Raw genomic sequence first — 12,988 nt, forward strand, 5'->3', positions numbered from 1 at the left:
CCTAAAACGTTCGCCTTTTTGCCTTAAATGGCGAGGATTATTATGGAACCGTTATCTTTTTGTTATAGGGTGGGTTGTCGTGTCTTATTTTTTAGCATTTATCTTTTGTTAGCTTGTTTTTTTTGTATTCGATCGGAGTCATTCCTGTCGATTTTTTAAATTCGAAATTGAACACCGATTTGGAGCCGAAGCCTGTAGTGAAAGCGATTGCAATCACAGATAGATTCGGCTTGGTTTTGAGAAGTGCTTTCGCCTCTTCGATTCTATAGGAATTCAAATAAGCTCTAAAACTCATTCCTATTTGAGAATTAATCAACTCGGATGTCTGTTGCAAATTCAGCCCGATGGCTTGGGAAGTTTTTTCCAAATCCAATGTTTCATCCAGATAGGGTTTTGCTTCCGACATCCATGTTTCCAGGCGAACCAAAAACTCGTTCGTATTCACAGAATCCAATTTTGATTTCGTGTAACGTGTATTTTGTGAATTTTTTACAGTAAGAAATCTTTGCAGAATTTCATTTCTTTCTCCTGCTAAATCTTTATACTTCTGAAGAAGGTTGAATAATAAAAAGAACAGATCTATGGGGAAGATGAACATGGATCCATATAGAATCGGAAGAGAGTAGGGAATGATTCCCAGATAATAAAAAATGGAGCTGTATCCAACACAAAGATATGTCCCCCAACAGAGTAGGAAGAATTGAATTCTTTTTTCTCCCTTAAGATAGATTCGAATTCCTGTGATGAGAATCATCGGAATCGATATTAAATAAATCAAATTGATTACCCTGGAAAAGAATGCATTCGTTTGAGTGAATAGAATGCAGAAAGAGGAAACAAATCCGATGGTTGCTAAAATGAGTAGCAACCGATCGATCCATGGAGTTCTTCGTTTCGTATTTAAGAACATTCTAACAAACTGAAAGGATGCAGCGATCCCCAAGGCCAAAAAGAATAGATTCGATCTGCTTTGCCACCAAGTAGAATTGGGCCAAAGAGTGTGAAAGGAATTTCCGAATTGAGTGTTGTACCATAGAGTCGTTGCTAGAACATAGACCGCATAATAAAAAAATTCATAAAGCCGAAATGCGATCAGATAAAACAGACTGATCACGAACATAACCGCACAAAATCCCAAGATGAGCCATATCACCGCAGTTTCCAAAACGATTTTGTGATAAAATGCGTCCTCATCCATAGAGTAGATGGGAAAAGAGATGAGTGAAATGGATTGAAGGCGTAGATAAATATAGTTTTTCTTGGCTGGGTTGAGCCCAGGAATTTGGAAACTAGGATCTAATGCTTTCGGAACTGCCCAGGTTGATTTTGGAAAAGAGTCTCCCGTTCGCAGAGATAGGTAGGATGTTCCTTCCGGCAAATATAAAATAGCACTGTCGAGTGCCTTCCATTCTAAAGAGAGAATTTTCTCAGGTAAAAAAGCAGGATCTTTTACTGAGGCTCTCAGCCAGAGGATGTCTTTTGTAAAATGGAAAGAAAGAGAATCCTCTTTGACTTTTTGCCAAGAAGTTTGTTTCTCTATATCCTCCAAAGTCATGTTCCCTGTGGAATCACGGAAGAATTCGAATCGATTCGTAATATTGGTTCTATTTTTTTCCTGACCGGAACAGGCAAGATTTGCAAACAGGAGGAACGCTAAGAACAACAATCGAACCGATTTCATTTGGAAACACATTCCATTTTTTTTGACAACTTACAAGTTTAATTCTAAAAAAGAGTCCTAAAATATAGTTTAGGACGACCGATCCTTTTTTTCGGATATGCTTTACGTTTATGGAGAGTTATATTCGATTTTTTGATTTGCCTAGGTGTATTCATTTTGCATTCACTTTATGTTTGTCATTTTATTGCCAGCCGGTGTTTAATAATACGGGAGATCATGAAAGCAAAGCATACTATCAAACTAAAATCTTACAATGTTTCTTGGAAAAACGCTGTGGTGATTCTATAAAGAACATAAGTTATACGGGAAGCCCGTATTCTTTCACCCAAAAAGTTTCGATAACTCCCTTGACCCCTTCTTTGGCAGTAAAAGTCGTATCTTGCAGTTCCAGTCCTTCCTTACCTAGCGGGCTTTCCATTGATAGTCAATGTAAGATCAGCGGAACGCCACTTACATTACAGCCGAAGACGTCGTACACCATTATCGCAAATCTTTCCGATTCTAGTTCGATACAGGGAAACATTGAAATTTCCATTAATAATTTCTTGATCCCTTCCACACTTTCCTCCGGTTTGTATGCGTGGTATCCTCTCGACGGAAACATCAATGATATGAGCGGAAACTCTCATGATGGATATTTTCCCGGCGGTATTTGGCCCGCTACATCAGGGCCGTCTTATACCTCCGGTCGCTCCAACATACCGAATGATGTTGCTACCTTCAACGGATCGAACCAATTGTTTGCAAGCGACTTTGTTCCTCTTTGTCACGAGGATTTTGCCATTGCCCTATGGATTTATGCGGGCTCTGTCACGAATAACAAAATCATGGGGTACCAAGACGCTCCGAGTTATAATCCTGGAATCACACTTTCATTGAATGCAACAGGGCGTGTCGATTTTAGTGCCTTTTGGATCGCAGGTTGGGGCAATGTCGATGGTATCATTGGGAGTTCTGCAACGGCTATATCTGCAAACGTATGGACTCATATTGCCTATGTTCACAATGGAACCACTCGTCAGGGAAATATTTGGGTCAATGGAGTAAACGAAGGTGTTACCTCAAACTTCGGTTCCTTTGCCGGATGTACCACAGGCACCTCGCCGAACCAATGGTGGAACGGAACACCATTAAATATCGGTTATGCGTTCCCCAGTGGTTTTTTTACGGGAAGGATGGATGATATCTGGTTTTTCAAAGGACGTCAACTGAGCGCAAGTGACATTTCCACTTTGATGGGTCTTCCCTAATCATTCCGCTACGATCCTACTTTGATCAGGCAAAAAGGCGAACTTTTCGGAAGAATTTTTGGGAAAGCGGAGATTAGTGTAGTCGGGAATATGAATTTGTGTTAGGTGGTTTGTTGCAGCCCACGAGCCTCACCCCCCAACCCTAAACAGGGTGGGGGCTTTCAAGATTCCCCGGACATTATGTCTCTTAGCTTTTTACGCGCAACCCCGAGACGCACCTATAAAAAAAGTTCCGAAATATATTTTGGAACGATCCGCCTTCCGGTTTCGGATATACTTCGCCATTATGAAAAAAATTCGAATCTTTCGATTTTACCAATCTCAGTGTTGGTTCAGAGAGATTAGGTTGTTATTTCCGGTTACCTTATTGTATTCGGTTGCTTTCTGCCAACCATTGCATTTTAGTAATTCCGGAGATTTTGACAGTCATGAGTTTTATGAAACGCAAGTGTTGAGTTGTTTGCTAAAAGGTGATTACTGTAATTTTAAACTAACAGATAATAAGTCATCGAAAACGGAAAGCAGTTCTTCACCTGCCATACCTCTTTCACCATTGGTGCAATATAATTTTACTAATGGTTCGCTGCTGAATTCAGGATCAGCGGTTATTTCTTTATCCTCTCCTGAGTGGGCACCAGTCGTGACTCTCGGCAAAGACGGCGACACTAGTGGCGCCTATCTTTACACCACCAATAACCAATACTTTGTAACTGCGGGAAACGGCGATTCCAGCTTACCTATGGGAGCAAATCCAAGAACCTTCTGTGCTTGGATCAATCCTTCATCGCTTCCTGCAAATGGCTTTCATCATATGGTCTTTCGTTATGGCAATACTACTACAGCTAATGCATCTGTATTGGCAATTTCAACAGCAACCGGAAGTAAAGTTTCTTTTTTAGGATTTGGTTACGATGCCCTTGCCGATTACACTGTACCGATTAACACCTGGTCGCATTTATGCGCTACATTCAACGGAGGTAGTACGGCGAGTCTCTATGTGAATGGAATCTTTATCGCGAGTTCGTCCTTTTCCGGTACGGGACCACTCAATACAACATCCGGATCATTCGCGATAGGAACTTGGACGGGAAGTGGAGGTACAGCATACTACTGGCGGGGAGCTCTCGATGATGTGCGTATTTATGATGTTGAATTAAGCGCCACACAAATCGGTCAGATCCATAGCACTGGAATTGCATATAAGTAATACAGGATCGATAAAAAGTTCCGAAATATATCTCGGAACGACCCGCCTTCCGGTTTCGGATATACTTCGCCATTATGGAGAAAATTCGAATATTCCGATTTTGCCGATTTCAGGGTTGGTTCAGAGAGATTAGGTTATTATTTCCAGTTACCTTGTTGTGTTCGGTTGCTTTCTGCCAACCATTGCATTTTGGTAATTCGGGAGATTTTGACAGTCATGAATTTTATGAAACACAAGTGTTGAGTTGTTTGCTCAAAGGTGCTTTCTGTAATTCCAATAAGCTCACGGAAAATCAATCCGAAACCAAAAACGATTTTCCACCTACTATGAGTTACACGGATGGACCGTATACTTTTTTACGAAATTTCCCGATTTCTACAATCACACCGGTTGTGACGGGAACTGTGGCATCCTGTTCTTCGAATCCTTCACTACCTTCGGGGCTTTTGATCGACAATACAACATGTGCGATTTCAGGAACACCTACCGTGATACAGTCCGCCAATTCTTATACAATCACAGCGACAAATCAATACGGTGTCGCGATAACGAATGTTAATATTGCCATTATGAATCAGGTTGTTTCTCAAGTGTATATGAGTGTGCTTCCCGGATATTACAATAGTGCTCAAAATGTGACTCTTACCACAGGCACTGCAGGAGCGACGATTTACTACACCACAGATGGCACGAACCCGAAAACCACTGCAGGAGGCTCTACTTTCGTTTATTCTTCCACTGTTAATGTTGCAGTAAGTAAAACAATTCGAGCTATCGCTGTGAAGACAGGATACGCAAATTCTCCTGTTGGATCTGCTTCGTATATCATCAATGGTGCAGTCGCTTATTCCGTGGGTGGTTGGGTGAGCGGACTTCAGGGAATGCTTCGTTTACAAAATACCTTTAATAATGAGACTCTCAGTTTGTCCGGAAATGGACCGTTTCATTTTGGGACACCACTCGCAAGTGGAGCATCGTTCACCGTTACCATTCCTTCCACTTCCGGTCAATCCTGTCGGGTGGATGTGGATGATGGCGGAGTGAACAAAGGAGGAACCATTTCCGGAAATTTTCTGACTGTCGCCGTCGTCTGTGATGGAGATATCATTGCCGCATCCTCAAAAACAAATTATACATCTACGACCGTCTCCGGAGGTTATTTGGTAACAGACAACGATACTGGTTTGATTTGGAAAAAATGTGCCCAAGAAATGACCGATCCGAATTGTACCTTCGTAGGTGGTGGATTGACCTGGACCAATCATGGCATTTCCTGTTATCAATTGAACAATGGTACAGGTTATGGGGGAAGAAAAGATTGGCGTTTGCCCACAGTGAGCGAACTCGCAAGTATCATGACATCAAATACTCCCTCCGTCAATACCACGTATTTTGGTTCCCCTTATAATGGAGCATTTTTTACTTCGGCAAATACAAACCTAGGAACCCCATCACAAGCCTTCGGCTTTTCTACCAGTGGTGGATCTATGTATTCGAATTTACCAAAAACTGCATCAAACAATCGCTGGACGGACTGTGTTGCTGGACCATAACAGCAATTTGGGTCAGTCAGGTTTATCAGAGAGTTCCTGTTATTGTGCCTTTTGATGTGAAAGGCAAAAAGACGAACTTTTCGAAAGAATTTTTGGGAAAGTGGAGATAAGGATAGGCGGAATTATGAATTTGTGTTAGGCGGTTTGTTGCAGCCCACGAGCCACTCCCCCCAACCCTAAAGAGGGTGGGGGTTTTCAAGATCGTTCTGCAATATTAATTAAAAATTGTTACCACTCCCTAAAAAGTTAATTTTAACCAACCCATATTTTTGTAACGGAAACCCTTACTCTATTCGAAAGTAAAAGAGAGAGATCCTTGTTACTTAGGAAAGTGAGACCTCCTTCCCAAAAAAACGATTCTTGTTTTGTGTTCTACATGCCGATTCTATAAGAAAAGAGATTTCGGAAAGCCATGCAAAATATAGATTACTCACGTAGGCTCAGGTCCCCTGGTACCTCTTATTCCCAGGAATCGCCGCAAGGTTATTCCTCACCTGTACATTCTCATTCGTATTCATCTTTTCCTTCTTCGGAATCCAATAAATCCAAATCCGCATTTGTGCTTTTGATCGGCGCCATTTTGCTTTTCACATCAGGGATGGTTGTGGGAATCCAATTAAACCAAAAAGAAAAAGGATTTCAATCGAACCAAGAGAAAAGTTTTTCCAATGTGGGTAAATCCGAAAGAGCAGAGAAAAACGATCGAAAGGCATTTGAATCCAAAGAATCAGAAGCAACTACTTCCCGGGAAGAATCTACAGGTTCCAACGAATCTTCTCCTTTTCCTTCCAGTTTGAAGTTCCCACCCAAAAACGACCAAATCAACTATATGGTGCAAATCGGTAACTTTTCTCCCGAAGAAGCAGTACAAGTGGGAAAACATCTGATGACTTCGGAACCAAGCCTCCAAGGTAGAATTTTCAGAACTTCGACAGGCAAACTTTACGCGGGTTATTTCTACAGAATGGAAGATGCAAAAGAAGCTTTGGAGAAAATCACTACACGCATTCCGAGTGCACAGACGGAAGCTTTGGTAAAAACAATCCGTTTCTGAACTATTTTTATTAGTTCCCTTGACATTGCCCTTTTTCCGGGTTATACTAAGGGCAAGAGTATTTACGGAAGTTATTATACTTACTTGGCAACAAAAAAATTAACTGAAAAAGTAAAAGAGCCTAAATTCAAGGTGGGAGACTATGTAGTATATCCCATCCACGGGGTAGGTGAAGTCACCGAGGTCGCTAAAAAAGTGATCCTGGGGAAGAAGAAAGACTGCTATATCATGGAGATTCAAGGCTCCAAGATGAAGGTCTCTATCCCTGTGGAACGTGCGATCGATGTAGGTATCCGTTCGATCATTGATAAAAAAGAGATCAAAAAAGTTCTCACTCTCCTGAAAAAGGATGAAATCGATACGGAAGAAGACTGGAAGGTTCGCTACCAAAACAATATGAACAAGATTAAATCTGGTTCTATATTTGAAGTAGCAGATGTATGCCGCAATCTTTACAAACGCGCTTATGGCAAAGAGCTCTCCATTATGGAGAGAAAGTTATATGAAAGCGCATATAATTTGGTAAAGATGGAAATTGCACTTAGTAAAGGTGTTCCCCAGGAAGAAGCAGGAAATATTGTTTCTGATGTTCTGGCCGCCTCCGTGCAAGGTTTGGCACCACCACCTCCCCCGAAAGAAATTGATGATCTAGATTTAGAATAGACTTCCGTATATGCTCAAATTTTGGCTAAAAAGGTTTGAGTCATGAAACACCTCCTTGCAGCCATCGGCTCGATTGCAGTCGGTTTGGCGTCATTTTTCTTTCTCTACACAGAATCACAGAATCTAATTCTATCTGGTTCTCTGTCGGGTTTGGTACTTCTCTATGGAATCTTTCTTTCGTTTGGTGAGAAAAAACTCTACCCTGAAATCAAGGCAGATGTAATTCTCTGTGGTTCCTTAGGTTCCCTTTTGGGAGTTGCAATTGCAGCTTATCCCGCAAGTTTACTTTCCGAGTACGGACATAAATCCTTTGGCATCGCCTTGGTATTTTTGTTTTTTCTCACAGGAGTAAAAGCAGGTGTTGCGTTTGCAAAAAAACCAGGTCTTGCCATTTTTGGCGGCGGTTCCGGAGGGAGCTTTTCTCTTCCAGGACTTGAAGAATCCGGTCATTCCCATATCCGAGAAAAAATCCTAGACACTTCTGTAGTCATCGATGGTCGAATTTTGGACATTGCAGATACGCATTTCTTAGATGGTCCTCTGATCCTTCCTAACTTCGTGTTACGCGAAATCCAACTTATCTCCGATTCTTCGGATCCGATCAAAAGAGCGCGGGGACGTCGTGGTTTGGAAATGTTGAACAAATTGCAACGCAAAGGTTCGATCGAAGTAAAGATCACTTATACCGATTATTCAGACACACGCGAAGTGGATGCGAAGCTGATCAAATTAGCTCGCGACACAGGTGGTGCCGTAGTTACAAACGACTTTAACCTAAATAAGGTGGCGGAGTTGCAAGGTGTGAGAGTGTTAAACTTGAATAGTCTCGCAAATGCTCTGAAACCGGTTGTTCTTCCCGGTGAAGAATTTCCGATTTCCGTCATCAAAGAAGGTAAAGACGAAAACCAAGGGATCGGTTATCTCGAAGACGGAACTATGGTTGTCATCGAAAACGGCGGACATCTGGTAGGAAAAGAAGTACGAGTTGTCGTAACTTCCATCATCCAAACAGCCGCAGGTAAGATGATCTTCACAAAAGTACAAAACGGTAATAATAACTACAACAAATCGTAATCATTTGTTGTCAGAGTATTGTATATGAAGTCTTTCTTTCGTTACTTTTCTAGCCGCGAAGGTCTCATTGCAATACTCTGTTATGTGGTAACCGCCGGGTTTTCCACATTTGCTTTCGCTCCTTTTTCCCAATCCTATCTGGTTTGGATCGCTCCTCTCGGTCTTTTTTATATCGAAAAAAAATACCGTGGAGAATGGAAAAAACTCATTTGGCACGGATTCGGGTTCGCTCTCGTATTTTATAGTTTTTCCTTTCATTGGATCTACCATATGGTCACCGTATTCGGAGGCTTTCCCTGGTTTTTAGCAGGTCCTATCTTTCTCATATCAGCCATCATCTTAAATTTCAAGTTTCCTGTTTTTCTGATTAGCTTTTCCTTTCTTGTAAAAAAGGTAGGAAGATTTTTTCCCTGGCTAGCCGGAGTTGCCGTTTTATTCTCCGAATTTTTTACTCCTCAGGTATTTCCATGGTATTGGGGAAACGTGGTAGGAGAAAATCATATCCTATCGCAAAACGCAGAGTATGCGAGCGCCTACGGGCTGAGTGTCCTATTATTCGTATTCTCTTATTTTTTGTTTCAATCTTTGAAGCTCCAACGTTGGAAAAAAATTTGGAACTATCTTTTTACAACGGGAAAGGACAAAACCAGGAAGAGAAAAATCGTATTCGGACTTGGTTCCGTCTTCGTCGTTTTTTTAGGATTCTGGATGAACGGTGCCTATTTATTTTATAAATGGGAAAATGTAAAACCGCTCGGCACAAAAGAAGTTCTGATCATTCAACCCAATGCTCCTTTGGAGTTTCGGGACGGTAGAAGTATCGCGGAAGAAATCAATCTTCTCATGGAACGAATCGACAGTCTCGCCGAACAAGGTGCGGGTAAGGACAAAATCGATTTAATCGTATTACCGGAGTCAGGTGTTCCTTTCTTTTCCACTCATGAAACCGAAGAAACAAAAATGACCAGACTCTATTGGGATCGTTTCGAATCCATGATGAACATACTTGCGCTTCGTCACAAAGCGAATGTATTTTATAATGAATTGGATGTGGATTTTAAAGACGGAATTCATACCCGTGACAACTTAAGAAGTTATAATTCCTCGGCTCTCATCGGACCGAATGCGGATCGCAAAGGTAGTTATCAAAAAGTCTATCTACTGATTTTTGGAGAATATATGCCTTTCGAATGGATGTATGAACTTTCCGGACAAACAGGAAGATTCGAAGCGGGCAAGTCTCTTTCTCTTATTCCTTATATGGAAACTACCCCGCCTTCCGTGACTCCACTTTCTCCTCTTCATTGGTTTGATACCGCCAATTTTAATCCGAAAGCGGTGAAAGAATATTATGGTAAGGAAACGATTTCCGAAAAGCAAGCGGGCAGTTTTTTACCGTTGATTTGTTACGAAGTGATCATTCCCGAATTCGTCCGTAAGTTCCAGGGAGATCCCGATTTTATCGTCAATGTAACAAATGATAAATGGTATGGAAATTCCGTCGAGACCTACCAACATCATACTTTGGGAAGAATGCGAGCCATCGAGTTTAGAAAATGGATCGTTCGCTCCACAAATTCGGGTACATCCGTTTTTACCGATCATTTGGGAAGAAATATAAAGGATGAGTTTACTTCTCTTGATTCTGCCGCTTTTTTACGCGGAACAGTGTCAGTGATTCCGGGTTATGAAACATTCTATAGAAGGTATGGAAATCTTCTATCTTGGTTATTTTTGACAATCTCCGGATCTTTTTTTGTGTTCTATGTTTGGAAATTCCGTTAAATTTTTCTACGCAAACAGATTATTTTTTGCGGCCTATCTTTCCGTTTTAATCCATATAACTCTTGCTATATGGTCATTCAACGGATCAAAATCCCCTTATGGACTCACGATTTGCGGACCTAGTTGGATTTATGATACGGAAGAAACAAGAGATACGGAGCTTGTTTTCGAAATGGGAACTCAGCTTGACGGCGGCAAAAAAAGAGACCAGGACGGAGAAAGCGATCAAGGAGAAGAGGAAGGCGAAGGAGAAAAGGGGAAAAACGAAGGATTTGCAAAAGGCAAATACGAAGGAGGACAATGGGACAAGCTCGTAAAAGACTTGGAATCCACATCCGATCTTCGCAAAAACTTTAAAAATGATCTGGATTCAATCGTTCCTTCCTCGGGAATTTCCGATTCTTATATCAAACGGGAAAGAGATTACGAAGATATCATCGTCAAAGAAGTTTTCCCCACCTTACACAGCATACGTGAACCTTTCAAAGTGGATATTGAAGAAGCCGAAGACAGTCTGGCAGTTCATAAGGAAAGAAACAGAATCATAGAAGAATTCAGAAAAGGAGAAGAGGAATCTCCTCCCATCACGATGCGTTTGTCTCTGGAAGGTGAAAAACCTCCGAGGTCTCCTTTGCAAATGCCTAAGGAAGAACGTTCCAGATACCTGGATCAGAGCCTGAAACAACCGAAGGAAAAACAGTTAAACGAATTTATCTCCCGCTTTTTGGGATACGATGTGAACAAGGGAGATCTTTCCACATTTGTGCGGGATCTTTATTATGAAAACCTGCAAAGATTGGCGTATACATTCAGTAATGACCCCACTTACTTTGCAGTCGATTATTTTCAGGAGAACCTGAACAAAGAAGATTTTCTCAAACAGATGATGGCACTATTGTCCGAACACCTCGGAACAAAGACCGGAACGGAAATTCTTTTTACGATAGAAAATATTTATGAGATCCAAGGCAGAGCCTTGAACGTTTATTTTCAAAACGAATCGCTCTACCAAACTTATTCCGAAGAAAGAAAAAAAGAACTGAGAGTGGAAACCATTCGCAGGGTTGTTGAAAAATACAAACCGATCTTACGTGAAAAAAAGATCCGATCTTTTTCCGATGCGGAAGCAGCTTACACAAACAAACGATTGCAGATCATGGACAGTTTGATCCAAAACACTCCGAATGGTTATCGTCTTCAGGACGCTCTTTTTGAAAAAGGAAGGATTCTTTGGGAATCGGGGATTTTAAAGGGAGATGACAAGTTATTGTACGAGGCTATCGGTGAATGGAAAAAGATCTCTAAAAAAGGAGAGGGGGATTTTCTAGCGGAGAAGACTGTGGAAAATATTCTTCTCACCTTACAACAGGAAGAGATTCGCGACGCCTTTGGAAAATTTCCTTCCCATACTAGGGAAAGAATCGATATGGCCGTCCGTTATCGTTTAGCAGATGTTTTAGAAAAGAAAAAGCTGAGAGAGGAAAAAATCCTCTGGCCCAAGACAAAAAAACAAGTCTCGAACTAAAGGGATTTATGTTTTAAGATTCTCGATTCCGTTTTCGTGAAATTCATTCGCCCATTTGTCATGGAAAGGAGTTTCCTTTTCGATCCTTTCTTCGATTGCCATCTCGGAAATGGAAGACTCTCCGAAATGACGCAAAAAATCCCTATGGGCAAGACGTTCAATGAGCGCCTGCCAGAAAACTTCGTCTTCATAATCTTCTAAAATATCGACTAGTCCGCTTTCTTCTTCGAATTCACGGGTGAGGTAGGGCTCCCCATTGTTCTGGTCTATCTGAACGATATTGCCTAGGCCTATGGACTCAGCCTGATTGAAAACATGGCGTACTACTTCTGCGAAACGGGAATCATTATCCGAATCATCTTCCGCTCTTTCTTTGGCTTGCAAAGTAGAAATGACCCAATCCCCCATATATACTAATTTGAGGAGAGTCTCGTATTGCTCGAGGGAAAGTTCAAGATTCATCTAAAGATACGATTGTTCGCTTGTCTGGAAAGAAAAGAGTTTTTTTGGGCCAAGGTTCCCGGAAATCAGGCAAAATACTCAGTCTTCCAGGAGAAGTTCTTTGTTTCGTAGCGGCCTGTATTTATCCCGCACAATGGCGGTTATATCGTCGATTGCGAGCAAAACCTCTTGGTTATTGGAGTTGTTTTCATGGGGAAGGTAAAAAAAGCCGAGCATTCTGAGGGAGCTTCCTTGCAAAAAAATCCGATCATTTTGATCGATATGGTTTGCAAAAGAAACGACACAATCTTTCCAACCTCTGTAATTTAAGGAGGTAATTGCGATCTGTCGGGTTTCAAAATCCTGATTTTCTATTATGAGTGTTAGGTTCCCGTTCGATTGGGAGGAATATACCGGAATTCTGATCTCTTTTACAAAATCTTTCAGCAAAATAGGTTCGGGAAAATAGACGGAAAAGGGAAAATTGGAAAGTTTCGGAACCCGAATTACCAATGCCTGTTTGGAACCGGGAATGGGGGCCGTAAAATTCTGGGAGAGGGAAATATCGGGAAGCGGAGTATCTTTTTCTAATTTTGTACGAATATTAGATTTTGAGTAATTATTGGATTCGAAATTTTCCAGAAGGATTTCCTTCCAGATTGTAACATCTGCATATAATATAGATAGAATCGATAGAAAAATGCTCAGGAAAGTAAATATTCTGAATGCAATCATGTTGACAATAATTCCTAAAG

The 12,988-nt window shown here is 41.3% G+C and carries 11 protein-coding genes; 8 read left to right on the forward strand and 3 right to left on the reverse strand.

Features of this window, described 5'->3' with window-relative positions; all coding sequences use genetic code 11:
* Nucleotides 1-91 precede the first annotated feature (91 nt).
* Complete coding sequence (locus tag DI077_RS03505) at nt 92-1,681, reverse strand: 7TM diverse intracellular signaling domain-containing protein (protein ID WP_109020797.1); 1,590 nt, start codon at nt 1,679-1,681, stop codon at nt 92-94.
* Between the two features lie 110 nt (nt 1,682-1,791).
* On the opposite strand from DI077_RS03505, the gene DI077_RS03510 reads away from it, so the two are divergent.
* The 8 genes from DI077_RS03510 (at nt 1,792) to DI077_RS03545 (ending at nt 11,792) form a co-directional block, all read left to right on the forward strand.
* The gene (locus DI077_RS03510; RefSeq protein ID WP_109020796.1) at nt 1,792-2,931 is read left to right on the forward strand and encodes a LamG domain-containing protein; all 1,140 of its coding nucleotides are present in this window, start codon (nt 1,792-1,794) and stop codon (nt 2,929-2,931) included.
* A 244-nt stretch (nt 2,932-3,175) separates the two neighbouring features.
* The gene (locus DI077_RS03515; protein WP_242935341.1) at nt 3,176-4,138 is read left to right on the forward strand and encodes a LamG domain-containing protein; all 963 of its coding nucleotides are present in this window, start codon (nt 3,176-3,178) and stop codon (nt 4,136-4,138) included.
* A gap of 74 nt (nt 4,139-4,212) precedes the next feature.
* Complete coding sequence (locus DI077_RS03520; protein WP_109020794.1) at nt 4,213-5,691, forward strand: Lcl domain-containing protein; 1,479 nt, start codon at nt 4,213-4,215, stop codon at nt 5,689-5,691.
* Between the two features lie 412 nt (nt 5,692-6,103).
* Nucleotides 6,104-6,745 carry a hypothetical protein gene (locus DI077_RS03525; RefSeq protein ID WP_109020793.1) on the forward strand — a complete coding sequence of 214 codons (642 nt, stop codon included), beginning with the start codon at nt 6,104-6,106 and terminating at the stop codon, nt 6,743-6,745.
* A gap of 84 nt (nt 6,746-6,829) precedes the next feature.
* Complete coding sequence (locus tag DI077_RS03530) at nt 6,830-7,408, forward strand: CarD family transcriptional regulator (RefSeq protein WP_109020792.1); 579 nt, start codon at nt 6,830-6,832, stop codon at nt 7,406-7,408.
* A 42-nt stretch (nt 7,409-7,450) separates the two neighbouring features.
* Nucleotides 7,451-8,482 carry a PIN/TRAM domain-containing protein gene (locus DI077_RS03535; RefSeq protein ID WP_109020791.1) on the forward strand — a complete coding sequence of 344 codons (1,032 nt, stop codon included), beginning with the start codon at nt 7,451-7,453 and terminating at the stop codon, nt 8,480-8,482.
* Nucleotides 8,483-8,506: 24 nt separating this feature from the next.
* Nucleotides 8,507-10,267, forward strand: coding sequence for an apolipoprotein N-acyltransferase (locus DI077_RS03540; RefSeq protein WP_109020790.1), 1,761 nt, complete (start codon nt 8,507-8,509; stop codon nt 10,265-10,267).
* Nucleotides 10,248-11,792 (forward strand): hypothetical protein, encoded by a 1,545-nt coding sequence (locus tag DI077_RS03545; protein WP_109020789.1) that lies wholly within the window; start codon nt 10,248-10,250, stop codon nt 11,790-11,792. The genes DI077_RS03540 and DI077_RS03545 overlap by 20 nt, the downstream gene beginning before the upstream one ends.
* 6 nt (nt 11,793-11,798) lie before the next feature.
* On the opposite strand, the gene DI077_RS03550 is transcribed toward DI077_RS03545, so the two are convergent.
* Together DI077_RS03550 and DI077_RS03555 are read right to left on the reverse strand one after the other, a co-directional pair.
* Nucleotides 11,799-12,254, reverse strand: a complete 456-nt coding sequence (locus tag DI077_RS03550) for a hypothetical protein (protein WP_109020788.1) — start codon at nt 12,252-12,254, stop codon at nt 11,799-11,801.
* A gap of 78 nt (nt 12,255-12,332) precedes the next feature.
* Nucleotides 12,333-12,968, reverse strand: coding sequence for a flagellar assembly protein FlaA (locus DI077_RS03555; protein ID WP_109020787.1), 636 nt, complete (start codon nt 12,966-12,968; stop codon nt 12,333-12,335).
* Nucleotides 12,969-12,988: the final 20 nt, after the last annotated feature.

The sequence above is a fragment of the Leptospira kobayashii genome (genome assembly GCF_003114835.2).
In the GTDB taxonomy this organism is placed as follows: domain Bacteria; phylum Spirochaetota; class Leptospiria; order Leptospirales; family Leptospiraceae; genus Leptospira_A; species Leptospira_A kobayashii.

Excerpts from the sequence above, each read along its gene's own strand:
- DI077_RS03545 (WP_109020789.1), top strand. The coding sequence starts at position 10,248 with ATGTTTGGAAATTCCGTTAAATTTTTCTACGCAAACAGATTATTTTTT.
- DI077_RS03535 (WP_109020791.1), top strand. The coding sequence starts at position 7,451 with ATGAAACACCTCCTTGCAGCCATCGGCTCGATTGCAGTCGGTTTGGCG.
- DI077_RS03510 (WP_109020796.1), top strand. The coding sequence starts at position 1,792 with ATGGAGAGTTATATTCGATTTTTTGATTTGCCTAGGTGTATTCATTTT.
- DI077_RS03505 (WP_109020797.1), bottom strand. The coding sequence starts at position 1,681 with ATGAAATCGGTTCGATTGTTGTTCTTAGCGTTCCTCCTGTTTGCAAAT.
- DI077_RS03520 (WP_109020794.1), top strand. The coding sequence starts at position 4,213 with ATGGAGAAAATTCGAATATTCCGATTTTGCCGATTTCAGGGTTGGTTC.
- DI077_RS03550 (WP_109020788.1), bottom strand. The coding sequence starts at position 12,254 with ATGAATCTTGAACTTTCCCTCGAGCAATACGAGACTCTCCTCAAATTA.
- DI077_RS03555 (WP_109020787.1), bottom strand. The coding sequence starts at position 12,968 with ATGATTGCATTCAGAATATTTACTTTCCTGAGCATTTTTCTATCGATT.
- DI077_RS03525 (WP_109020793.1), top strand. The coding sequence starts at position 6,104 with ATGCAAAATATAGATTACTCACGTAGGCTCAGGTCCCCTGGTACCTCT.
- DI077_RS03540 (WP_109020790.1), top strand. The coding sequence starts at position 8,507 with ATGAAGTCTTTCTTTCGTTACTTTTCTAGCCGCGAAGGTCTCATTGCA.